Source organism: Bdellovibrio sp. HCB117, assembly GCF_047305915.1.
Taxonomy (GTDB): Bacteria; Bdellovibrionota; Bdellovibrionia; order Bdellovibrionales; family Bdellovibrionaceae; genus Bdellovibrio; species Bdellovibrio bacteriovorus_B.
In genome coordinates this window covers 2301629-2323848 of the sequence record NZ_CP178622.1, presented here as the reverse complement: position 1 = coordinate 2323848, position 22220 = coordinate 2301629, and the positions used below count along the sequence as shown (strand labels likewise).

Sequence of the window (22220 nt, the reverse complement as noted above, 5' to 3'; positions counted from 1 at the left end):
GGTCGTGACCGTTTTGTGAGTGCTCTCTAGGAAATAGTATTTCAGATTTATTGACTAAGCAATACTTCTCACTAAAATCGAAAACAAGTGCACAATTCTATTGCTCAAAGAATATGACGGCACACTTTTATTGGTGGTGGAAATGTCAGTGACAATCCTCGGGGTGGATCCGGGATCTCGCATAACAGGATTCGGAGTCATCCGAGTGGAAAACGGACGGATTGAACATATCAATCACGGCGTGATTTTATTGGATGCGGATCAGGCCTTTCCTTATCGCATGAAAGAATTGGGTTCTGCTTTCCGCGAAGTCATGACGAAGTATCAGCCGGATCAGGTTGTCATCGAAAAAATCTTTCTGGGAAAAAACGCGGACAGCGCTTTCAAATTGGGACATGCTCGCGGCGTGGTGATGTATGAAGCCGGTTTGGGTGGATCTGATGTGTTTGAATACGCCACGCGTGTTGTAAAAAAAGGTGTCACCGGGACCGGTGGTGCCAGCAAAGAAGATGTGCAGGCGATTCTGAAAGCCATCTTAAACATCAAAGTGATCAATCGTATTGACGCTTCCGATGCGTTGGCTATGGCTTGCCACCATGCTTTTGAAATTAAAAAGAAATCCATCCTGCAAAGAGCGGTGAGTTTATGATCGGTTATTTACGTGGAAAAATTATTGAAGTCTTAAATGACTCCGCTTTGATTGATGTGCAAGGGGTGGGCTATGAAGTTCACGCCTCTGCGAACACTTTAGGCGATTTACAAACACTCTTGGGTAAAGACATCATCATTTGGGTGCACACGCACGTACGCGAAGATGCTTTGCAACTTTTTGGTTTTCACTCTAAAGACGAAAAAAATCTTTTCTTGTCGCTTTTGAAGGTGAACGGCGTTGGCCCGAAGATGGCTCTCAGTATTTTATCTGGCGGCCGACCTGCGCAAATTCAGGAAATGATCGAAGCGGGTAATGCCAAAGCTCTTTCCGGTCTTCCTAAAGTGGGCAAGAAAACGGCAGAACAAATTATTCTAACGTTAAAAGGCAAACTCGTCTCTATCGAAGAGACGATCAAAGGCAAATCAGAAAGCCATACGCAAATCACATCAGCCCTTTTGAACCTGGGTTACAAATCACAGTTGGTAGATCAATTCGTGTCTTCTCTTCCGACAGATATTTCTTTGGAAGATGGCGTTCGTAAAGGTCTTCAGACGTTGTCTGGGAGCTTGTCATGAGTCGCATTTTAGAAGGAGATCCGGTAGAAGGTGAAAAGAGCTGGGAAAACGAACTGCGTCCCCAGCACTTTGAAGATTTCCCGGGCCAGGAAGACGTGAAAGAAAAACTCAAGGTTTTCGTCGCGGCGGCAAAGCACCGTGGAGAATCTTTGGATCACGTCTTGTTGTGCGGGCCTCCGGGGTTGGGTAAAACAACTCTTTCAAAAATTATCGCGAACGACATGGGTGCTGAAATCAAAATGACTTCGGCCCCCGCGATTGATAAAAAAGGCGATCTGGCGGCGGTGTTAACCTCGTTAAAGCCGCATTCCGTTTTATTTATCGACGAGATTCATCGTTTGAGTCGCCATGTGGAAGAGTATCTTTACACAGCGATGGAAGACTACTACATCGACATCGTGACGGGTGAAGGCCTGGGCGCGCGCTCGATGAAGTTTCAGTTAGCGCCCTTCACTCTTGTCGGGGCGACAACGCGAGCCGGTCTTTTAAATCCACCATTCCGAGATCGTTTCGGAATTGTCGAGCGCTTGCAGTTTTATGATAAAAACGCTCTTCAAAAAATCCTGATTCGCTCGGCTGAAATTCTCAAAGTGAAAATCGATGAAGAAGGGGCGGACGAAATCGCGCGCCGTTCGCGCGGGACTCCGCGTGTGGCGAATCGCCTTTTAAAGCGTGTTCGTGATTATGCCCAGGTCAAAGGTAATGGAACTATCTCTAAGGATATCGCGGTCTATGCGTTGAACCAGCTTGGAGTGGATCAATTTGGACTGGACCTTATGGACCGTCGTATTTTGAGCCTGATCCAAGAAAAATATAACGGGGGGCCCGTAGGAATTGATACAATGGCTGCTGCGCTCAGTGAAGAGCGAGACACTCTAGAAGAGGTCTATGAGCCTTTCTTGATCCAAGAAGGATTCATTCAAAAAACACCTCGTGGTCGCGTGATCACAGAGTATGCAAAAAATTCGGTACTATCGGAGAAGTAGCTATGGCATTGAGACAACCATTAGTGGTTGAGGTGTTAAGAGGTCCCGTCGTGGAAAGCTTGCACCAGGTGATGATCGTTGTGACCAACGAGGTTGGCAGTATAACGAACTATTGGGGGAATCCGCAATTTTTGACGATGCCCCGTAGTGCGATTAAAATGCTTCAAGCTTTGCCTCTCATCGAGTCAGGTGCCGCCGACAAATACGAACTTGAAGACAAACATATTGCGCTGGCCTGTGCTTCGCATCGTGGAGAAAAAGACCATCTTGCGGCTTTAAGTCAGTGGATGGAAAAAGTTCAGATCAAAGAGGGCGCTTACGTGTGCGCACCCCACATGCCTTATGACGAAGCTTCAGCAAATGATTTTGCCCGTCGCGGGCAGAAGCCTACGGTGCTTTGTAATAACTGTGCCGGAAAACATTCGGCCATCATCACAACCTGTCTGCATTTGGGTGAAGACCCGACAGGTTATGAAAAGTACGAACACAATGCGCAGAAACGTTTGCGCAAGGTTCTGACGGAAACAATGAAGATTGATCATTCCAAAGTTCCGCACGGCGTGGATGGTTGTGGTATACCGACGTATGCGGTGCCATTGCAATCCATGGCGACGGGCATGTCGGCTTTGATTAATCCCAAAGAGACTCCGGCCCGCAAAGCCGCGGCAGAACGTATTTTGCGAGCGGTTAAGAACTTCCCTTTCTATCTCTCAGGCAGTGACAATTTCGCCACAGCTGTGATTGAAAAGTCACAAGGACGCGCGATTGTGAAGGGGGGAGCAGAGGGAGTTTTCTGTGGAGTTCTTCCTGAAAAACGCCTCGCTTTCGCTGTGAAAGCCTCGGATGGCGCCTCACGTGCAGCTCAGGCGGCAACAGCCTCCTTGTTGTTGCAACTGGGTGGTCTTAATGAGGCCGAGTTTAAAGCGTTAGCAAAACACACTCTCCCTTCGGTCACAAACTGGAAGGGTGATGTCGTTGGCCAAATCCGCATTGCGAAGGGCAGCTAGTTAGAGTAATGTCTAACTAGTATGTTCTTACAAAAAACGATTCGTAAAAAGACGGTGGTAAATGGTATCGGGATTCACTCTGGTGATTCCTGCACTTTGACTTTCAGGCCGGCACCTCCGGATACGGGCGTTTACTTCATTCGCACAGATCTTCCTGGAAATCCTTCTTTGAAAGTCACTGCACGCAATGTTCAGGCGACTTCGCATCAGACAACTATCGGTGGTGCGGCTTTTTCAGTGGCGACGATTGAGCATTGTCTTTCCGCATTGTCTGCTTTACGCATCGATAACTTGTTCATTGAATTAGACGGCCCTGAAATTCCTATTGGTGATGGGAGTGCTCGCGACTTCTTACAAGCTTTGCTTGCGGTAGGAATTGTGGAGCAAGATCAGCCTCGTAAATATTGCTACATCACAGAGCCGATTTACTTTAGTGAGGGCGAAAAGCACGCCTACGTTGTGCCTTATCATGGTCTTCGTCTGACCGTGACTATTGACTTTCCTCATCCCAAAATTGGTAAACAGACAATTGACATCGACATCAATGAACAGTCTTTTGGACGTGATGTTGCCAACGCCCGCACCTTTGGTTTCATGAAAGACGTTGAGGCCTTAAAGGCCCGCGGATTGGCGAAGGGCGGAAGCTTAGACAACTGCATCGTATTAGATCACGCTGAAATCATCAATCCTGAGGGCTTGCGCTGGGCGGATGAATTTGTTCGTCACAAGGCTTTAGATGCCCTCGGCGATCTCGTGACCTTAGAGATGCCTTTAATGGGCCACGTCGTGCTCTATAAAGCCGGTCACGATATTATGAATAAGCTTGTTAAAAAGGTATGGGACTCTCCAACAAGCTATCGCCACGTCGAATTGGGCGCGGACATTTCAGAAGAAGTTCAGCGTTATTCGGGATGGACTGTTCCTCTCTAATGTAAGATTGCAAAATCAAATTTAATTTCCAGCATTCCATATTGGCCTCGCATTAGACTCAAAGAGCAAACAGATTTTTGTTCTTGTTGCGATGGAGTCCAAGATGGCAAGACAGAATGAACCAGATTATCGTGCGCTCTTTGAAGGCATTCCTGGCCTCTACTTAGTGCTGACACCTGATTTTCACATGGTCGCGATGAGCGACGCCTACGCGAAATCCACATTCCTTAAACGCGAAGAAGTCATCGGAAAATACATGTTTGATGTGTTTCCAGAAAACCCCTCTGAAGCAGCAGCGACGGGAAAGAATAATGTTCGGGCTTCGTTTCAACAAGTCGTGGATACAAAACAAGCCTCCACCATGGCCGTACAAAAATATGATATCTGTCGTCCTGATGGTACCTATGAAGAGCGTTACTGGAGCCCCATCAATCTTCCTTTTTTTAATAAAGAAGGCGAGCTGATTTATATCATTCACAAGGTGGAAGACGTTACAGAGTTCGTAAAAATGCGCAAGCATGAGCAAGAACAAAGTAAAATCAATGAAGAGCTTAAAAATCAAGTCGGGTTGATGGAGTCTGACGTTCTAGAACGGGCTCAAGAAATTCAGGTCACGAATAAAAAACTGGAAGCCTTAAATAAATCCTTAGAGCTTCGTGAAAAAGAGCTGCGAGAAGCCAACGAACAATTGGCGATCTTAGATAAGCAGCGCACGCACTTTTTCGCCAACGTCAGTCACGAACTGCGAACCCCGGTTTCATTAATCTTAGGACCCGTAGAGAAGCTTTTGGGCGATAACAGCCTGACGGCATCGCAAAGGAATTACTTAGAACTCGTTAAAAGAAACAGTCAGATTCTTTTGCGTCAAGTGAATGATCTTTTAGACGTTGCAAAATTTGATGCGCAAGAAATGACGGCTCACTATGTTTCAATCGATGCGTCCTCTTTGGTCAAACAAAGTGCAGATAACTTTTCTGTTTTAGCCGAAGAAAAAGGGTATCGCTTTAAAATTGAAACTCCGGATCGTCTTAATATGGACACCGATCCTGAAAAGTTTCTGCGAATTCTATTAAATCTTTTAAGTAATGCTTTTAAGTTCACTCCACAAAATGGAGAGGTCCGTTGCAGTCTTTCCTTAATGCAGAATACAAAAGAGCCCCAGATCAAATTGCAAGTGGCCGACAGCGGGCCTGGTATTCCTGAAAACATGCGAAAAAATATTTTTGAACGCTTTTTTCAGATTCAAGATAGTATGAACCGCGAAAAAGGCGGGACGGGATTAGGTCTTTCCATCGTAAAAGACTTTGTGGAGCTTATGCATGGGAAGGTTGAAGTAAAAAAAGCTCCCGAAGGCGGCGCCCTTTTCGAAGTTCTGCTACCTCAGTTTGCCAGCGAAGATGTGCAAGTCAGTCCTGCCATGGGCGAAAATAAAAACATCCGACTGGTGGAGCAGGGATTGGTAGACCAGTTGAAGGAAGCGCACTCAGTCAGCGCCCAGCCCACATCTGAACCTGTTAAGGCGGGTGCTGAAGCTCCTTTGGTATTGGTCGTGGAAGACAGCCCGGACTTGCAGAAATTTATAGTCGAAGTTCTGTCTGAAGAGTTTCGCTGTATGACGGCCTCGGATGGTAAAGAAGGTTATGAAAAAGCACGGGCTGTAAAGCCTGATTTGATTTTAAGTGATTTGATGATGCCGAACTACAGCGGCGAATTTCTTGTCGACCAAGTCATGGCTGACGCGACTCTGCAGTCTATTCCTGTCGTAATTTTGACAGCCAAAGCTGATGATGCTCTTCGCGCGAAGCTTTTGAATAAAGGCGTGCAAGACTATGTCACAAAACCTTTTCAAGCTGTAGAGCTACTGGCACGCGTGCGCAATCACGCCAAAGCTTATCGCGCTCGACAAGTGATTGAACAGGCACTTGAAATAAAAGGGGATGACCTTGAAAAAATGGCGCGTCTTTTAGCGGATAAAAATACGGAACTGCAAGAGCTCAGTCGTTTGAAGGATGAGTTTTTAGCGACACTGTCCCACGAATTGCGAACTCCGATTAGTATAATATTTGGATACGCCGAAATTTTATCTGAAGAAGTTGATCGTAAGAACGAGACCGCTCTTCAGGCCCTTTCGGCCATTCAAAGAAATGCAGCGATTCAACTTCGTTTGGTCGAGGACTTGGTGAATCTTTCTAAAAGCATCACCGGTAAAATCGCTCTTGATCCCCACAAACTTGAATTTTCAGAGATCCTTAGTGATGCTTTAGAATCCATCGAAAATATGGCGCGAGCGAAAGAAATTCAGGTGTCGGCTCAGTTGACCGAGGCGCCGCTGTGGGCGGACTCGGTGCGACTCACTCAAATTCTATGGAATATTCTTTCTAATGCCGTGAAATTCACGCCAGAACACGGGCGCATTGAGGTGCATTCTCGCAAAGATGACCAGCATCTTTATGTCGAGATAACGGATAGTGGTGTCGGCATAACGCCTGAATTCTTGCCTTATATTTTTGATCGTTTCCGACAGCAAGACGGCAGCTTTACGCGTAAATACGGAGGATTGGGTCTGGGACTTTCCATTGTCAAGCACCTGGTTGATCTTCACGGTGGCGAAGTGAAAATTGAAAGTGAGGGAGAAGGGAAAGGCACTAAAGTTCTTTTGCAATTTCCCCTGTATCACGGTCAGGACGCCAAGCCCGAGGCTGCAATTGAAAACTTTGATGTGCGAGAATTGCGGGGCCGTCGCATTTTAGTGGTCGAGGACGAACCCGATGCATTGCGAATGATTCAGCTCATTTTAAAAAAGTACGGTGTTGAAGTGGTCGCTGCCGAAAATGCGGATCAAGCACAAGAACTCTTAAAACAGATGAAGCCGGACGCTATCGTGAGTGACATTGGTCTTCCGGGTAAAAACGGTATAGAGTTCATACGCACTGTGCGCGGTCTTGAAACAGCCGATCATCATATTCCCGCTTTGGCCTTGACTGCTTTTACGTCTAAAGTAACCGAATCGAGAGCTTTGGATGCTGGTTTTGAGATGTATGTTCCTAAGCCTATTGAAACCAAGAAGCTCGTAAATGCCATTCGCCGCCTTATCAAGGAACAGTCCGCTTGATTCAAAAATGGGGAAAAGCGCCTTTCCCCATTTTTTAAAAATTTTAAGGTGAAGGTGGAAGGTCTTCTGGAGTCGGAGAGGGGGGTGCGGGTTCAATTCCCGATAACCAGTTGCGAGCGCGTTCGATATCCTTACGCGCAAAAACTTCGATATCCATCGAAACAATAGGATCTAAAAAATTAGAAATATTTTTCACCCAGTGAATATCCGTGACGATGGCAGCTCGCGGAAATTTATCCATGTTTTTAATTCCGAAACGAAGATCCTTCCAGAATGCGGCAAGTTCCACTTTTCCGATATCGCGAACCTCTTCAAGGATATTGACTTCACCCCACTCGGAAATTCGTTGCTGCATTAAACTTAACAGTGCAGCCACAGAATCTTTATTAATGTCGCCATCCACTAAAATCTCGATGTACTTGTGTTGAGAATTCTCCGCGATCACCTTCAACATGGAAAAACCCCTTTCAAAAAAAGTCCTAAGCTTATTTTCCAAGCAACCAAAAACCAGAACAACGCATTTTAGTAGACTATGTGGAACTGCAAATCTATAAGGGTTCCAGGTTTTGAAATCAGCCTGTATGACAAAATACGGGGCGCCACGAAAGTGGTTATTGGCGGATCTATGAGTCAAGTTTGGGGAATTATCGGTCTAGGATGGTTGGGGGCGGAATTCGCCAGCTATCTTAAAGCGAAAAATCAAAAATTCTGGGGCACGCACAGGTCTTCTTTTAGTTGGGAAAAAGATCTGTTTCCTGGCGAATTCTGCGATATTCTTTTAGTCAACGTTCCTCCGTTAAAGACGATGTCGGCTTCCGCTTTTGTGGCTAAGATTCCAGAGAACTCTTTTAAAAGGATCATTTTTGTAAGTTCGATCTCGGTTTACGGAGATGTTACAGGTGAAGTCACGGAAGGGACAGAACCTCATCCCAATTCCGATTCCGGACAATGGCTTTACGAGGTTGAACAAGCGTTGCAAAAAAGATTTTCCAAAAACGGAGTGATCGTTCGGGCAGGGGGCTTGATGGGAGGAAGCAGACATCCTGTTTTCCACCTTGCCGGCCGGAACGTAATCAGCCATGGTTTAGCACCCGTAAACCTGATTCATCGAGAAGATCTGATTCGCATCATTTATGAGTTAGGTGAAGACAGGACTGTCGCGCCTTTAGTAAATGCAGTGACTCCTTTTCATCCAACAAAAGAAAACTACTATAGCGCCATGGCAGAAAAGTTGGGACTTGCCCCGATGACTTTTGAAAAAGGTGGGAGTGAAGGAAAAATCGTCTGTTCCGAAGTTCTTCCTCATTTATATAACGAGTGGCTCTGCGCAAAGCTTGATAGATTGTGATGGTTTTGAAATTAAAAGCGCCGAGCAGAAGTTCTGCCTCGGCGCTTTTAAGAATTACCTCTGAGATTTTAAATAGCCAACAATATCCACATCTGCGGGTGCTGAGACTCCGGCGCCGGGAAGTGGACCGGTTAACTGATCCAAGGTAAAGTCCATGCGGGCGTCATAGCGACGCTCAGACTGATAACGAAGCCATTTTTCTGCTTCATACCAAGCGCGTTTGTTGGCGTCATCCGTACACGCGGCAAGTTCTTGTTCTAGTCGCGCGCCCCAACGAAGCTCGATGCAGTGATAAGGGTCAAAGCTCATATTGAAAAGTCTTTGTCGAGCGGCCTCTAGGTTCATTTTCACGGTCAAACCGTTTGTCGTCGTGTAAGTGAACTGACACGCCTGAGCTTTCTGGGCGTACACCGCAAATAAATCCGCCGCTAAATTTCCGCCATTGTACTTGATAGCAGGATCGCGTTTTCTATAGCGTTCGATATTGGCTTTCGTCGACATAAGAAGATCGGCAAAGGCCACTTTCAAACGAGCGTCGCGTGACGGTGTCGCATAGTTTTCCCATTCGCCTTCAGCGCCATAGATATTGACCGGCAATCTTTCAGGATGAGCTTTCAAATAAACACCTGATGTGCGAGCTGCTTCCACAGCTTCAACACGGTCTTTTAAGCTGACGCAAATATCATCCGTCAACTGAGCCATGTCTTTCAATGGATCAATGTGTACTTCACCTTGCATTAAGCTCATACGAACATAGTCATAGTAAGGCACTTGTTGACCACGGATCGAAAATTTACCTTTGCTCCAGCCTGCAGAGTCAGGTTCTGTTCCGTAGAATTGCTCCAAACCATATTGCGGTAATTGGTAGTTCATTGCCGCTACAATTTTGCCACCAGCATAAGAACCTGAAGAATCAACTTTGGCGTCAACCAAAGCTAAAGGGCGGAAATTTTTAAAACCCGCGCCTTGAGCAGGGTTGCTGCGTACGAACTTAGGCGTGTACATACCCATCGTCAATGAGTTGTCAGGGTGAGCGTCGATGTAGAAAATACGACCGTCATCAGCGACTTTATAGACAATGGCGACGTGACCATTAGGATCATAGATCACCGTGCCGGGGCGAATGGCATCGCGATTGATTTTCACCGGATAAAAATCAGTGAAAAGTTCCGCATCTTCATTTCCTTGCATGCGGAAAGAACCAGAGAAAGTTAGACCCGGAACGATATTGTTCAAAACATCAAATGCATTGACGTAAGTGTTTTTGAAAACGCCATTTTTAGTGACGACGTCATAACGTTTTGTGATGTAGTTACCCATGGTAGAGTAACGAGCATCCACTTTTTTGGTAGGATCATCTTGAGGGCCGATGTTGGGTTTCACTTCGCTGGCGATTGAAAAAGGAAGACCGTTTTTCCAAGAGAAGTAAGCGCGAAGGTAATAGGGAAGATCCGCACAGTCCGCGTAATATTTCAAGCCTGCTGGGTCAGAACCAAAATAGGGATTCGCCGTACTTTGTAAGCAGGTATCGACTTTCCAGCACTGGCGTTTTTCGACGGCTTCACCGATGCGAGTGACAAATTCACCGAATTGGCGCTCATGGTTTTCAGTCCACGTCGGCTGCGTAATGCGCCACGGGGTTGTGTTTGACTGAGCATGTCCAGTCAAAGAGGCGAGAACTACCAATGAGAAAGCCCCGAGAAATTTCATAAAACACTCCAATACGGTTTTGGTCCAAAAAGTACTAGAGCAACTCCTTTGCCACTTTTTTAGGCGTGGAGTTCGATTTATTTCGATCTGGCTGTAATTTCACGAGGAAAAAGCCGCAAAATGACAGTCTAAGATGTCGAAGTTCTTTACGCAATGTGACACCCAAACCTTCCCCTAGCTCGCTTGCATTTTATTACCGTTCTGGCATAGTTCCGGGGTCATCACAAAAGACAAAAATGAGGGGGATTTCAATGTCACCCCACAGGAGCAAATATGATTATCGGTATTCCGAAGGAAATTAAAATTTCTGAGAACCGTGTTGGTATCACAGAAGCAGGCGTACGCCAGTACGTGAAAGAAGGCCACACAGTTATCGTTGAAAAAGATGCGGGTGTTGGTTCTGGTATTTCAAACGAACAATACGAAAAAGCCGGCGCGAAAATCATCGACACTAAAAAAGAAGTGTACGCGAAAGCGGACATGATCCAAAAAGTGAAAGAGCCACTTCCAGACGAATACGAATTGATGAAGGAAAATCAAATCCTTTACACTTACCTTCACTTGGCTGCAGAAGCAAAATTGACGAAAGTTCTTTGTGAACGCAAAGTGAAAGCGATTGCTTACGAAACTATCCAATTGGATAACGGTTCATTGCCACTTTTGACTCCTATGTCTGAAGTTGCAGGTCGTATGGCGACTCAAATCGGTGCTTTCTATCTTCAAAAAGACCATGCAGGTAAAGGGATCCTTCTAGGTGGTGTGACAGGTGTTAAACCAGGTAAAGTCACAATCATCGGTGGTGGTGTTGTCGGTACGAACGCAGCGAAAATGGCTGTCGGTCTTGGCGCTTCAGTGACGATCCTTGACGTGAACACAGCTCGTCTTGAGTACCTTGATGATATCTTCCAAGGTCGTTGCATGACTTTGTTCTCGAACGCGAAAAACATCGAAGATTCAGTGAAAGATTCTGATCTTGTTATCGGTGGCGTGTTGATCACTGGTCACAAAGCTCCAACTCTAGTTTCTAAAGACATGATCTCTTCAATGGCTAAAGGTTCTGTGGTTGTTGACGTTGCGGTTGACCAAGGTGGTTGTATCGAAACTTGCCGTCCAACATCTCACCAAAACCCAACTTACGAAGTTGATGGCGTTATCCATTACTGTGTGCCTAACATGCCAGGCGTGGTGCCAAGAACTTCTACTTACGCTCTAACAAACGTGACTTCTCGTTACGGTTCAATGTTAGCAGCGATGGGTGTAGAAGATGCTGTTGCGAAATCTCCAGCATTGATGAAAGGTCTTAACACTTACGGCGGTTACGTATGTTACGAGCCGGTGGCAAAAGATCTTCACATGGAATACAGACCTTACAAAGGTTAATTCCTAGCTCTGCCTAAAACTAAAAAGCCCAGCTTTGTGCTGGGCTTTTTTATTTCTACCATCCTTCATCCGGTTCGCCGTTATAGCGGCATTTCACTTCCGTGTAGACCTTCGAGGCCCCCGAGGCTTTTTCCTGCTGAGTCAGCGTTTTATTCGGGTGGTTCAGCGTCACCAGATACTTAGAGTTTCCAAAAATCCACTCGTCGTTAGTTTCCTTACGTGAAGTAAGATACTGATCCGCTTTGGCGACTGTTAAGAGATACATGTCTTCAGGCTCTAACAAAAGCACGTCTTGTCTTTGCCCATTGTCCTGATCGATGGCTGTACAGTAAATAGTCCCATCCGCAAAGGCCGCAGAGAACGACAGGGTCATTGCTAAAAACGTAACTAGAGCTTTCATTCTTCCTCCAAATCTGAAGTGCCGTGAGTGTTGGTGCAAACTTGAGTCCTTACTCAAATCCCTTTAAAGCGCATTTTCACCACGAATTCGTCTAAAGCTAAAATAAAAGTGACAAATCTTGTGAGCAAACATCCGTCAACCCGAGTTGTCCTCATTGACAAGAACTCGCGGAACACGAACACTCGAAGCGGTAAGGAGATTCCTATGAAAGTATCTCTATTTTTTCTGGTAATGCTTGTTCAATTGTCTTTGGCGAAGGCCCTCCAAGCGGAGCCACCGACACCACAAGCCGACTCATTGAAAGCCTACAATATCGATAAGAGTGCGATTTCTGTTTCCGGAGTTTCTTCCGGTGGTTTTATGGCAGTGCAACTCGGTGTAGCCTTTTCAAAAGACTTTGCCTCTGTCGCGAGTGTGGCCGGTGGAATATATTGGTGTGCCGAAGGGGATTCTCAAAAAGCACAAACCTGGTGCATGAAGCAACCGAACAATATTCAATCCGAAGTGCAAGTGAATGAAGTGCGAAAACTGGCGCAGACGGGAGTTGTTGATCCCGTCGCAAATATGCAGCGCCAAAAAGTTTACATTTTTGCTAGTCCCAAAGATGCCGTTATTCATCCAGGTAATGGAGAAAAGTTAGAAGAGTTTTATCGTGCTTTTATACCGACATCGCAAATCCTCGTCGAAAAAAGTGTCGAGGCGGCTCACGGTTTTCCCACTTTGACTGCGGGTAATCCCTGCCAAATGGGATTTCTTCCATGGCTTTTAAAATGCAATTTTGACTTAGCAGGAGAAATTCTAAAATCGGCCTACGGTACTTTGCAAGAGCGGGGAGTCGCCGACGTAAAACATTTGCACAAATTTTCGCAAAAAGATTTCGGCGATGAAACTACGCCTTTATATAGAGAGGGCTGGGTCTATGTTCCGTCAAACTGCCAACAAGGTGAAAAGTGTCGTCTGCATATCGCACTTCACGGCTGCCAAATGAATCCGGATTTTATTCAAGATAAGTTCGCCACATTAGCCGGATACAACGACTGGGCCGAAACTAATAACATCATCGTTCTTTATCCCCAGTCCGCAAAAGTTTCAAAAGACAATCCGTATGCGTGCTGGGATTGGTTTGGTTTCACCGGAGCTGACTACATGACTAAATCCGGAAAGCAAATGCAAGCTTTGAAGAAAATGCTTCAAACCATCGCGCCTTAATAGTTCAAAATCATTCAAACCAAATATTCCCCCAATCTTCCGTGCGAAGAAGGGGGATTTTTCTTTTCAGCAGCCGCCATTGCACTTCGCTATGAGGATGGCGATAGCGGGACCATCGCGCGGATGCTACTCCCATACGCAATTCAGGTAATGAACTTAAAAGTTTTTCTGAAGTGGAAGTATGACTGCCGTGATGTCCAAGGATCAAGACATGGCTGTTTCGAAACGCTTTTAAAGAACTCCAGACTTTTTCCTGCTTCGAGGTCGAATCTCCGGGAATCAAAAACTCCTTAAAAGAAACGACATGACTCAGTTCATTCGAATTCTTTGCGGCTTTCGGGGACCACAAAGAAAGCTCTGAGCGGGAAGGACACTCAGAATAGTTCTTCAACATCTGCATTTTCCCGCGGGAACTTTTTCCTTGCGGTTTTAATTGAATGCAGAAGTTCTCAAAGCGCGCGATCTTTGCGGTTTTACTTAAAGCTCCGACATGATCCCAGTCCCAATGGCTTAAGTAAGCCCGATTGTCTTTATTCGCGCATTGGTGAAGAACTTTCTCCCAAGGAAAGAACTCTCCACCCATATCGAAATGATGACACTCACTGGGAGTTACGGCCGTTAACCATTGCCCCTGTCCCACATTCCAAACAATGAAATAAGATCGCGCGGGAAAATCTTGGGTGAGGCTCGCACTTCCTAAAATTAAAAAGAAGATGAAGCCTTTCATGTTAGATCCTTTCCCTGCCAAAGATGCAAGCGCAGAAAATGAAAGGCGACATGCCAAAATAAAATCCAGCACCAAAGAAGACGAATATCTGGGGTCTGGCGAGCAGCGAACTCAATGGGCTCAGAGAGCACAAAAAGAATGTGATGAAAGTGATCCATAAAAAAATCAAACAGAAATACCAAAGGCGAAAACACCGAAACCAGAAAACTCAGAGGTAAAAGAATGTAGGAAACGACTGGCGCTAAAAATAAATTATAAAGAATGCTTAAAGGATGAAGGCTTCCTATCCCCCAGAGTGGCGCACTCATAAAAAAGAAAATCGAAAACTGTGTTAAAAATCCGCGCGCCCAAGAATTCCTAATGCGCAGCACATCAGGAGCCGTCAGCGCCAAAGCGGCGCACCAGCTCATTAGGAAAGACAAAGAGTTCCACCAAGCGGGGAATAGCATCAGCGCCAGAAACCCCGCTACGAGCACGCAGAGGTCTTTAGGAAGAAGGATGCGAGAACGATGTAGAAGGCGCCGACTGCACATGCCTAAAAGCGCACGCACGGCGGGAGCTTGCCAGCCAACGACGATGGAGTAAAAACTCATAAAGAAAAATCTTACACAGAATGGAATTCGCAAAATGCTTAAGAGTTCATCAAGTAAAAGTAGGTGAGAACCCGAGACCACAAAGATATGAATGAGCGATGTCTTACGCAAATTTTCGCGCAAATCTTTGTCTGTGATTTTTTCGCCACAAACAAGAGAGTTCAGTGCATTGAAGTGTTGCGAATCTTTTGGGAGAGTCTGTGAACATTTTCTCTGAATTTCTTCACTGAATATTGATGTGTTCGTTAGCAAAGTGCTGGGAAGTGGTGTGCTTAAGCTCAAAGCAAGAAGAAGAAGAACAATCATGGTTACAACTAGTTAGCAAATTTAATGACGCACCTAATTTCTAAAATGTTCTGTCATCGGGTCCGCGCGTCTCCTGAGGTCGGATTTTAAGATCTGAAATTTGCAAGCTTAATTACGCCGCTGTAATCGCACTTTATTGAGTGTTTTCAAATGCTTATACCATGCCTAAGGAGTGTGCATTTCGCTGAAACCCTTGAAAATGAACAGGTCCAAGGTCTAGCATTACAATAACTCAACATTTTATGTGGATAACTCCTGCTTGTTTGCACTTCTCAATGCGTGTCATACTGGAGAAAGATCACGAGGTGTCGAGAGATGAAGCAACTTAGACTATTAGCAGCAACGGTCCTTGCGACCCTTCCTTTGACAGTATTAGCGAAGCCTGGAGCATCTTCCCAAAAGCTTTCAGCGAAAGAACTTCAGCAAGAGTCTTTGCTGGTGGAGCTGACAGGAAAAGACATTTCTAAAGAAAATGACATCACACTCTATGCTGAAATGGTAAGCGCTTATCAGAATGACGATGAAATTGCATTTAAGAGTCGTCTGCAAAGCTTGCTTTCAAGATTTCCGCAAAGTTCTTACGCGGACAACGCACTTTTTCTTGCCGGTCGCATGGCCGTGGATCACAACAACTTCGCAGAAGCCGTAAAATACTTTGCTCGTATTGAAAAAGAGTATCCTCGCAGCAACAAAGTGGCGGCGGCAAAATTCGCAAAAGCCATGACGTACAAACGCATGAACTTGCCGGAATATGCGCTCATGACTTTGAAAGAAGTGCGCACAAAATATCCTGGCAGCCCGGAATCCTTCCGTGCTGACGCTGAAATCAGAATGACGAAATAAGAAATTCACTTCGCAAGGACGCATAAGTGATGAAAAAAAAGTTCTCGGTTCTTTTAGCAATGATTTTTTGTGCACTTGTTGCGCAGGCGCAAGACACACCTCCTGACACCACTTGGGAGTCAGATCCTTTGGATGTGTTAGAACCTCAGCAGCCTCAAGAAACAGTGGAACCGACAGTTCCTGAGTTCAAAGAAATTGATGAGTCTGGACAATCTGCGGAAACTCCTGCGCCGGATATTCCTGCTGAAGACATTTCTACGCCGGCCGCAACAGATTTGCCACCGACGACGCCAGATGCTGCTCCAGCAACTTTTGGAACAAGTGAACCGGATTATTCTCGCGAAGCCGAATTTCACCGCATTTACAAAACCTACAACGAGCAGCCAACTTCTGTCGAAGCGTGGGAAAAAGCCGTAGGTGCTCGTGAATCAGAAACTTACCAAGTTCAAAAAGGAGATACGCTTTCGGGTATCTCGACAACTTTCTTTGGGGACCCCTTGTTCTGGCCAAAAATTTGGTCTTTGAATAAAGGGCAGATTTTAAATCCTCACGAGATCGACCCGGGAATGAGCGTTCAATTCTTCCCTGGCAGCATGGATGATGCGCCGACTTTGGATGTGGGAGAAACTACCGTTATCGATCAAAAAGCAAGTAACGGAAATGCGGAGGCCGCAGCGTCGGGTTCGACAACGGCTGGCGCGACAATCCCACGCGCACGCAAAAGAACGCCGCTTTTAAAAACTCTTCCGCAAAGTTTACCTCAATACCGTATGGGCGCTTTAGGTGCGGCAAAAGTACAGTTGCAAGTGGAGCTGCCCAAGACTCAGTTCCCCACGGCGCTAGAAAATCTTGAATACTACATTCAAGATACTCCGGCGTATGGAGCGGGCGTAGTGACTGCGGCAGAGCTCGATATGAAAACAGCTGGTGAGCACCAGTATGTTTTCGTGCAGCTTGAAAATGGCGGTGGCTCTAAAGAATACGTGGCGCAAAGAAACGTCGGAACGGTGCCAGATCCTGCGCAAAAAGGTCGCATGGGTCACATGGTTGAAATCCAAGGCGAGATTGAAATTTTAGAGCGTGTGAATGATCAAAAAAACATCTATCGCGCGATTGTTAAAAGATCTCTGCAGCCCGTTCAAGTGGGCGCGGTTTTAACGCCAGGAAAGCTGCCTGTAATTGATCCTTCTCCAGGAGCAGTGAGTTCGGGAGTGGGCGCTAAAATCATGGGCGGACACTTTGAAGCAAAAAGAAAACTATTTGGTTCGAACTCATTGGTGTTCCTAGATGCGGGAACAAATCAAGGATTGCAAGAAGGTCAAACTTTAGCCATCTTCGCGGATGAGCGTGTTCGTAATAGAAAGAATAATGCTTTGACGAATGACCGTATGATTGGCACAGCAAAAATTGTGAAAGTCTCTGGAAACTTTGCGACGGCCTATATCACGAAAGCTTCTGAAGATATTTTGCTAGGCGACTATGTGGGAAGTGCAACGTCGCACGCGACGAATTATACAGAGCCTGTCGCAGCTCCTAGTCGGACGGAACCTGCGGTGGATCAAGATTTCGAAAAAGACTTCGAAGATGCACCGGCAGCGACTCCAGAAAGCTCACCGGATTCCGGAAGCGACGACTTAGACCTTGAATTATAATGAAGCTTAAAAGCCTCTGCGAATTGCAGGGGCTTTTTGCTATGAATGATCTTTATTCTTTATCGCAAATTATTAAGTCTCATCCATTATACACTCTTCAAAAAGATTCTCTTTTGCATTTGTATCGTACACTCGGGGGCACGGGCCGTCTGGATGCAGAAACATTGATGGATGAATTAAAAATCCTATCGCCGGATCTTTTTACGGCCTTACAAAAGAATCACACGCTTTTTAAAAATCACTGCGAAGAAACCGTGAAGCTAAAACTTCAAGGGGTGCAGATGGTTTGCTATGGCGAAGCGCTTTATCCTTCTTCGTGCTATTGGATGGAGGAGCCTCCTTTGACGTTAAGTTTTCTAGGGTCACCTGCATGGCTCAACGAACGCACGCTAGCTGTCGTCGGCAGTCGCGAGCCGACATTTGAATCAATGCAGTGGATGGAAAAAGAATTTGCTCCGTTTTGTGATAAAGAAAAGCCGTGCGTGATTAGTGGAGGTGCGCGCGGTATCGATCAAAAATCTCACTCGACAGCTTTGCGCAAAGACACGACAACCGTTGTAGTTTTGCCATCTGGCTTGGGAAATCTGTATCCTGCGAACTTACAAGAGTGGGTTGCGCCTATTTTAAATCGCGGAGGTTGTTTCATCAGCGAGTACGCCTACGAACAGAAAATGCATAAGCATCTTTTCCATCATCGGAATCGTTTGATCGCGGCATTGGGTCGCGCGACTTTGTTAGTTGAGGCCAAAAAGCGCAGTGGAACACTGATTACGGCACAGCAGTCTTTGCAGCTGGGACGTCCGGTATGGGTGGTGCCGGGGCACCCTTTAGATCCACACTTTACAGGGAGCTTAGAATTGTTAGTGGACGGTGCATTGTTGGTCCGCGATGCTCACGATTTATCCATGCACTTTGGCGTAGAAATGGAAAATTCAAAGTCGCTGGCGGCACCAATAGGAGGCTCTGAAATCACTCACCACTACCGGTAGTGTGTCATCTAAGTTGCCAAAATTGTTCAGAAAAAAATGAAATGATCTAAAAAAATCTTTTGCAAGGTCGAGGGAATGCCCCTACCATTTGATTTAAGGGAGGGGCGATGTGGTCAAGGATGACCGTGGTAGTATGGATGCTACTGCATCGCTCTAATTTTCGACCGCAGTCTTAGTTCCAATTCCTTCTTAAAGATTCCATACCTAAAAGAGCAAAAATAAAATTCGGAGCCCAGATCGCTACAGGCACAGGCAAGCTTCCTGAGCGCGCCATACCTTCAGCAGCGACATACAAGGTCCAATACAGAATGATAAGGCCAATACATAGGATCATACCGCCAGCTTTCGCGGCACGACGGTTTGTGGTCGTTCCTAGTCCCACGCCAATCATCGCAAAGACCACACACAAAAAAGTGATCGCCAAGCGTTTGTGATATTCCGTGCGTAAGGTGCGCTCCAGTTCCTCGTCTTTAAGATCTTCTTTGAGGCGGCTGCGCACTTCGTTCAAAGTTAAAGACTGGGGAGATTTTTTTTTCTCTTCAATGTTCACAGGTTCAGAGAATCTGACATCGTATGTATCAAAGCTGATCTTCGTGTGAGTTTTGGCCTGACGGTGGATTTCTCCGTCTTTAAGGCGCAGAAGTATATCGTGGCCGGGGCGCTCTTTATCGGGAATGATTTCACCTTCTTTAGAGATGATCGTCAAAGGCACGTCGCCGGTTTTTTCGTCGTAAATAAACACGTTCTTAAGTAGGCCTTTGTCCGAGTTCACTTCATTTGCATAGACGACCATATCAAAAAAACCTTCAGAGAAAGTTCCTTCTTTGATCACAGCGCCGGCTTTGGTGTTTGCCAGGCGTGAGTACAAAACTTCAAACTGGCGATTTCCCCAAGGTGCGATGTTGAAGGACATCTGAGCTGAAATCGCGCCGACAAAAAGCGATAACACAATTGCTGGCAACAGCAGTGTGCCCATCGGAAGTCCCGACGCTTTCATCGCGACGATTTCTGAGTCTTGACTCAATCTTCCGTAGGTTAAAAGAACGGAAAAGAGCAAGGCCATCGGAAAGAGCACTGGCAAAAGAGAAATGACAACATAACCGATAATCTCGGCGATGGTTTTAAGAGTCACGCCGTGGACCAGGGCAAATTCGGTCAGGCGCAAAACCTGAAACATGAGGATGATCGAAATAAAGACCATCAGTCCCAAAATGAAGCTGGGAAGCATTTCAAAAAAAATGTACTGCGCAGCTTTTTTCCCGTGAAAGATACTCAAAAGCAGTCTCCGTTGTGAAGTCCCATTGTAGTCCGCCGAATTAAAGGAGTCATCGCGTCCATCGTCTAGTACAGACAGTTTGTCTCTGCGATATTGACCCGATCCATTGCATATCCGACAATAGATGTATGAACAAGATTCTTTTGGTGTACGAGGATTACGCAGATCTTATGTCTGTTGAGGCGACTTTGAAAAAAGTGGGCTTCGATGTCATTGGTCTTTCCAGCGAGTATTCCATCGCAGAACAGATGCTCGCATTCAATCCGGATCTTGTTGTTGGTAATGGGAAGGGTGGTAAAGTCAGTTCGTTGGGCGTTGGCAAACGTTTGAAAGAGATGACGCGCTGGCAGGGAAAGTCTGTGCTTATTTTTCCCGCAAACTTCAAACCCAATCCACAAGAGTTGATCCGCATTCGCGTAGATATGATTCTTGAAGCCCCTGTAGCTCCTTTAAGACTTGTTCAAGTGATTGGAAAAATCTTAGGACATGATGAAGCGGTTCTTTTAGAGCGCTTGAATAAAGCCATGCATGTGGAAAGTCCGCAGAAGGCGGGCGGTAACAGCATTGTCGGTGGTAAGGCCGGAACTGAAAACGAAGCTATTTACGTTAAAGGTGTCGTTCCCGAGGGTGCTGAAGAAGGCACTGGCGATGCTTCTTTGCAGTCAGAAAGAATTCACGAAGAATCTCAACAGTTCACGCTAAACCCTGAAGAAGAGACGAAAAAATTCTCTTTTAAGTTTGGCGATCGCATGTCTGAAGCCACGTCGGAAAAAGCATCGACGAACAGTGAAGAGTCGGCGTTCCCGGATGTTGATTTGAAGGCTTTGGAGCGCGAACTTTTAGGTGGCGGTGCTCCTGAAGTGGAGCGCGTGGATGTTCTTGATAATACGGCGGCCGAAGACGAGAGTCTTGCTGTAACGGGCTCTTCGGATGTGGCCCCGGAAATTCAGGCGAAGGCCAAGGCCGATCTTGAAAAGGCGGAAGAAGGTCTTAAGGACCGTGTCTCTAAATACAGCAATATCGTCGCAGATGTGAAGGTCTCTCCGAAAAGCACCGTGACCCGAGTTGAGGCGCGTCGACGCCAAAGAGAGCTTGCCGCTCATTGGGATGGTCAAAACCTCAGCGATCTCGATAAGTTACGCCAAGAGTTTGCCAAAGCGCTGTTTAAAAAGTAATTGCTCCGCGCATACCTTGACGATAGACCTTTTGATGTTCAAATTAGTAAGAGAATATTACGGAGGCCATTCATGGGCACATTTACGAAACCTGTCACTGACAGTTCATTTGAAACAGAAGTACTTAACTCTTCAACTCCCGTCCTAGTGGATTTCTGGGCTGAGTGGTGCGGACCTTGTCGCGCGCTAGCTCCTAAGCTTGAAGAAGTCGCTCAAGAGTTGGGTCAAAAAGTGAAGATCGTAAAGGTGAATGTTGATGAGAACCCAGGAACTCCAGGTAAATATGGTATCCGCGGAATTCCAGCGATGTTGCTATTCAAAGGTGGTAGCGAAGTGGGTCAACTTGTTGGTAACCACCCGAAAGATGCGATCTTGGATTTCTTGAACAAGAACGTTTAATTTCTCTTTACAGAGCGAAGTAAACAAAAACCCTGCTTGTAAAAAAGCGGGGTTTTTTTATGTTAAAACCTCGCTAATTTTCCCCTTATGTCTCCAATCATTGCAACTTGGTAAGATTTAACTTGCTGAGCCGTCTGATTGGACAAAAGGCAAATTGCTGGCTATCTTTGAACTACTCACATAAGGTGAGTGTATGCAGGGGTTAGAAATGTCTATTGAAGTTGTTGAAGTTCGCCAGCAAGATGTGGCCTTACTCGTTGAGAAGTTCAAAGCTGCATCTCAAAAGATCTGTATGATGTTTGCTACGGAAGGTGTTTACAGAAAGCCCTATGCTGAAGGGTTGCCTCATTTCCAAGCATGCTCTTACGAAAAAATGCAAGAGATCGTGACTAGCATCACCTTCTTCAAAGAACTTTGTGAAGAGCAAATTTCTGAAGGTTATAAGTTGAAAGACAACTCCAGCTTCGTATGGAGAGCTTTCCGCAAACTTGATTTCATCCCTCGCGCGGATGTTTTCAATCACATGACGGATGAAAATCTTGTCGAAATCTATTCAGTAGATAACAAACAGCTTTATCGCAATTTCAAATTCTTTGAATGCTGCTCTTACACTTTGGAAGAGCTGTACTCTGTCGAGTGGTGGAATCTTTATGAGCGCAATGCTGCGATGACAATGAAGATTTTCGATCTGGGCGTGAAGGTAGCTACAGGTGAAATCCCTGACAGCCATGTTCCTGATATCGAACCGCATCTTCTAAAAGAAGTGAAAGAAGACGGACAATCATTCATGCAACAAGTGAAATTGATCAGTCCTTTGAAGCGCAACAAACGTGTTGAAGGTTTGTTGGTGATTGAGACCGCAGAACCAGTTCACAACTAGTTCTTAAATTGTTGATTCTTAAAATAGAAAAGGCACCCAAGGGGTGCCTTTTCTATTTTTGAATTCGTGTT

21 protein-coding genes are annotated in these 22220 nt (G+C 45.8%); 15 read left to right on the top strand and 6 right to left on the bottom strand.

What is annotated here, in order from left to right; genetic code table 11:
* Window positions 1-142 precede the first annotated feature (142 nt).
* The 6 genes from ruvC (at window position 143) to ACLWBD_RS11000 (ending at window position 7262) form a co-directional block, all read left to right on the top strand.
* Complete coding sequence (ruvC, locus tag ACLWBD_RS11025; RefSeq protein WP_063206493.1) at window positions 143-649, top strand: crossover junction endodeoxyribonuclease RuvC; 507 nt, start codon at window positions 143-145, stop codon at window positions 647-649.
* Window positions 646-1227, top strand: coding sequence for a Holliday junction branch migration protein RuvA (gene ruvA / locus ACLWBD_RS11020; protein ID WP_063204452.1), 582 nt, complete (start codon window positions 646-648; stop codon window positions 1225-1227). The genes ruvC and ruvA overlap by 4 nt, the downstream gene beginning before the upstream one ends.
* Window positions 1224-2213, top strand: coding sequence for a Holliday junction branch migration DNA helicase RuvB (ruvB, locus tag ACLWBD_RS11015; protein WP_063204451.1), 990 nt, complete (start codon window positions 1224-1226; stop codon window positions 2211-2213). The genes ruvA and ruvB overlap by 4 nt, the downstream gene beginning before the upstream one ends.
* A 2-nt stretch (window positions 2214-2215) precedes the next feature.
* Window positions 2216-3220: an asparaginase gene (locus ACLWBD_RS11010; RefSeq protein ID WP_413568204.1), complete on the top strand. Its 1005-nt coding sequence runs from the start codon at window positions 2216-2218 to the stop codon at window positions 3218-3220.
* A gap of 21 nt (window positions 3221-3241) precedes the next feature.
* Window positions 3242-4150, top strand: coding sequence for a UDP-3-O-acyl-N-acetylglucosamine deacetylase (gene lpxC, locus ACLWBD_RS11005; RefSeq protein ID WP_063204449.1), 909 nt, complete (start codon window positions 3242-3244; stop codon window positions 4148-4150).
* Window positions 4151-4253: 103 nt separating this feature from the next.
* On the top strand, window positions 4254-7262 hold the full coding sequence (locus ACLWBD_RS11000) for an ATP-binding protein (RefSeq protein ID WP_413568202.1): 3009 nt from the start codon (window positions 4254-4256) through the stop codon (window positions 7260-7262).
* 43 nt (window positions 7263-7305) lie between these two features.
* Here ACLWBD_RS11000 and ACLWBD_RS10995 read toward each other — a convergent pair whose 3' ends face one another.
* Complete coding sequence (locus ACLWBD_RS10995; RefSeq protein WP_413568201.1) at window positions 7306-7716, bottom strand: STAS/SEC14 domain-containing protein; 411 nt, start codon at window positions 7714-7716, stop codon at window positions 7306-7308.
* 171 nt (window positions 7717-7887) lie between these two features.
* Between ACLWBD_RS10995 and ACLWBD_RS10990 the strand changes: the two genes are divergently transcribed.
* A complete protein-coding gene (locus ACLWBD_RS10990; RefSeq protein WP_413568200.1) occupies window positions 7888-8610 on the top strand; it encodes an SDR family NAD(P)-dependent oxidoreductase in 723 nt (240 codons plus the stop codon).
* A gap of 54 nt (window positions 8611-8664) precedes the next feature.
* On the opposite strand, the gene ACLWBD_RS10985 is transcribed toward ACLWBD_RS10990, so the two are convergent.
* The gene (locus ACLWBD_RS10985; RefSeq protein ID WP_413568199.1) at window positions 8665-10320 is read right to left on the bottom strand and encodes a hypothetical protein; all 1656 of its coding nucleotides are present in this window, start codon (window positions 10318-10320) and stop codon (window positions 8665-8667) included.
* Window positions 10321-10593: 273 nt separating this feature from the next.
* Between ACLWBD_RS10985 and ald the strand changes: the two genes are divergently transcribed.
* Entirely contained in the window at window positions 10594-11700 is a 1107-nt protein-coding gene (gene ald, locus ACLWBD_RS10980) for an alanine dehydrogenase (RefSeq protein ID WP_063204444.1), read from the top strand.
* Between the two features lie 55 nt (window positions 11701-11755).
* On the opposite strand, the gene ACLWBD_RS10975 is transcribed toward ald, so the two are convergent.
* Window positions 11756-12100: a hypothetical protein gene (locus ACLWBD_RS10975; RefSeq protein ID WP_373997729.1), complete on the bottom strand. Its 345-nt coding sequence runs from the start codon at window positions 12098-12100 to the stop codon at window positions 11756-11758.
* Window positions 12101-12304: 204 nt separating this feature from the next.
* On the opposite strand from ACLWBD_RS10975, the gene ACLWBD_RS10970 reads away from it, so the two are divergent.
* Window positions 12305-13309 carry a PHB depolymerase family esterase gene (locus ACLWBD_RS10970; protein ID WP_253696271.1) on the top strand — a complete coding sequence of 335 codons (1005 nt, stop codon included), beginning with the start codon at window positions 12305-12307 and terminating at the stop codon, window positions 13307-13309.
* 10 nt (window positions 13310-13319) lie between these two features.
* Here ACLWBD_RS10970 and ACLWBD_RS10965 read toward each other — a convergent pair whose 3' ends face one another.
* Entirely contained in the window at window positions 13320-14036 is a 717-nt protein-coding gene (locus ACLWBD_RS10965) for a hydrolase (protein ID WP_413568198.1), read from the bottom strand.
* Window positions 14033-14935 carry a ComEC/Rec2 family competence protein gene (locus tag ACLWBD_RS10960; protein WP_413568197.1) on the bottom strand — a complete coding sequence of 301 codons (903 nt, stop codon included), beginning with the start codon at window positions 14933-14935 and terminating at the stop codon, window positions 14033-14035. The genes ACLWBD_RS10965 and ACLWBD_RS10960 overlap by 4 nt, the downstream gene beginning before the upstream one ends.
* Window positions 14936-15250: 315 nt before the next feature.
* Between ACLWBD_RS10960 and ACLWBD_RS10955 the strand changes: the two genes are divergently transcribed.
* The 3 genes from ACLWBD_RS10955 to ACLWBD_RS10945 are packed head-to-tail and all read left to right on the top strand — an operon-like array spanning window position 15251 to window position 18419.
* Window positions 15251-15778: a tetratricopeptide repeat protein gene (locus ACLWBD_RS10955; RefSeq protein WP_063204441.1), complete on the top strand. Its 528-nt coding sequence runs from the start codon at window positions 15251-15253 to the stop codon at window positions 15776-15778.
* Between the two features lie 29 nt (window positions 15779-15807).
* The gene (locus ACLWBD_RS10950) at window positions 15808-17430 is read left to right on the top strand and encodes a LysM peptidoglycan-binding domain-containing protein (protein ID WP_413568196.1); all 1623 of its coding nucleotides are present in this window, start codon (window positions 15808-15810) and stop codon (window positions 17428-17430) included.
* 41 nt (window positions 17431-17471) lie between these two features.
* Complete coding sequence (locus tag ACLWBD_RS10945; RefSeq protein WP_413568195.1) at window positions 17472-18419, top strand: DNA-processing protein DprA; 948 nt, start codon at window positions 17472-17474, stop codon at window positions 18417-18419.
* Between the two features lie 172 nt (window positions 18420-18591).
* Here ACLWBD_RS10945 and lptF read toward each other — a convergent pair whose 3' ends face one another.
* Window positions 18592-19695, bottom strand: coding sequence for an LPS export ABC transporter permease LptF (gene lptF / locus ACLWBD_RS10940; protein ID WP_413568194.1), 1104 nt, complete (start codon window positions 19693-19695; stop codon window positions 18592-18594).
* A 128-nt stretch (window positions 19696-19823) separates the two neighbouring features.
* Between lptF and ACLWBD_RS10935 the strand changes: the two genes are divergently transcribed.
* The 3 genes from ACLWBD_RS10935 (at window position 19824) to ACLWBD_RS10925 (ending at window position 22149) form a co-directional block, all read left to right on the top strand.
* Entirely contained in the window at window positions 19824-20870 is a 1047-nt protein-coding gene (locus tag ACLWBD_RS10935; RefSeq protein WP_063204437.1) for a hypothetical protein, read from the top strand.
* Window positions 20871-20942: 72 nt separating this feature from the next.
* Window positions 20943-21269, top strand: coding sequence for a thioredoxin (gene trxA / locus ACLWBD_RS10930; protein WP_041874691.1), 327 nt, complete (start codon window positions 20943-20945; stop codon window positions 21267-21269).
* A gap of 208 nt (window positions 21270-21477) precedes the next feature.
* A complete protein-coding gene (locus ACLWBD_RS10925) occupies window positions 21478-22149 on the top strand; it encodes a hypothetical protein (protein WP_413568193.1) in 672 nt (223 codons plus the stop codon).
* Window positions 22150-22220 lie beyond the last annotated feature (71 nt).

What these genes read in the sequence shown, in the direction of transcription:
- ACLWBD_RS10995 (WP_413568201.1), bottom strand. Translation starts at nt 7,716, where the DNA reads ATGTTGAAGGTGATCGCGGAGAATTCTCAACACAAGTACATCGAGATT.
- ACLWBD_RS10925 (WP_413568193.1), top strand. Translation starts at nt 21,478, where the DNA reads ATGTCTATTGAAGTTGTTGAAGTTCGCCAGCAAGATGTGGCCTTACTC.
- lpxC (WP_063204449.1), top strand. Translation starts at nt 3,242, where the DNA reads ATGTTCTTACAAAAAACGATTCGTAAAAAGACGGTGGTAAATGGTATC.
- ruvA (WP_063204452.1), top strand. Translation starts at nt 646, where the DNA reads ATGATCGGTTATTTACGTGGAAAAATTATTGAAGTCTTAAATGACTCC.
- ACLWBD_RS10975 (WP_373997729.1), bottom strand. Translation starts at nt 12,100, where the DNA reads ATGAAAGCTCTAGTTACGTTTTTAGCAATGACCCTGTCGTTCTCTGCG.
- ACLWBD_RS10945 (WP_413568195.1), top strand. Translation starts at nt 17,472, where the DNA reads ATGAATGATCTTTATTCTTTATCGCAAATTATTAAGTCTCATCCATTA.
- ruvC (WP_063206493.1), top strand. Translation starts at nt 143, where the DNA reads ATGTCAGTGACAATCCTCGGGGTGGATCCGGGATCTCGCATAACAGGA.
- ruvB (WP_063204451.1), top strand. Translation starts at nt 1,224, where the DNA reads ATGAGTCGCATTTTAGAAGGAGATCCGGTAGAAGGTGAAAAGAGCTGG.
- ACLWBD_RS10965 (WP_413568198.1), bottom strand. Translation starts at nt 14,036, where the DNA reads ATGAAAGGCTTCATCTTCTTTTTAATTTTAGGAAGTGCGAGCCTCACC.
- ACLWBD_RS11000 (WP_413568202.1), top strand. Translation starts at nt 4,254, where the DNA reads ATGGCAAGACAGAATGAACCAGATTATCGTGCGCTCTTTGAAGGCATT.
- ald (WP_063204444.1), top strand. Translation starts at nt 10,594, where the DNA reads ATGATTATCGGTATTCCGAAGGAAATTAAAATTTCTGAGAACCGTGTT.
- ACLWBD_RS10960 (WP_413568197.1), bottom strand. Translation starts at nt 14,935, where the DNA reads ATGATTGTTCTTCTTCTTCTTGCTTTGAGCTTAAGCACACCACTTCCC.
- ACLWBD_RS10935 (WP_063204437.1), top strand. Translation starts at nt 19,824, where the DNA reads ATGAACAAGATTCTTTTGGTGTACGAGGATTACGCAGATCTTATGTCT.
- ACLWBD_RS10950 (WP_413568196.1), top strand. Translation starts at nt 15,808, where the DNA reads ATGAAAAAAAAGTTCTCGGTTCTTTTAGCAATGATTTTTTGTGCACTT.
- ACLWBD_RS10970 (WP_253696271.1), top strand. Translation starts at nt 12,305, where the DNA reads ATGAAAGTATCTCTATTTTTTCTGGTAATGCTTGTTCAATTGTCTTTG.
- ACLWBD_RS11010 (WP_413568204.1), top strand. Translation starts at nt 2,216, where the DNA reads ATGGCATTGAGACAACCATTAGTGGTTGAGGTGTTAAGAGGTCCCGTC.
- trxA (WP_041874691.1), top strand. Translation starts at nt 20,943, where the DNA reads ATGGGCACATTTACGAAACCTGTCACTGACAGTTCATTTGAAACAGAA.
- ACLWBD_RS10955 (WP_063204441.1), top strand. Translation starts at nt 15,251, where the DNA reads ATGAAGCAACTTAGACTATTAGCAGCAACGGTCCTTGCGACCCTTCCT.
- ACLWBD_RS10990 (WP_413568200.1), top strand. Translation starts at nt 7,888, where the DNA reads ATGAGTCAAGTTTGGGGAATTATCGGTCTAGGATGGTTGGGGGCGGAA.
- ACLWBD_RS10985 (WP_413568199.1), bottom strand. Translation starts at nt 10,320, where the DNA reads ATGAAATTTCTCGGGGCTTTCTCATTGGTAGTTCTCGCCTCTTTGACT.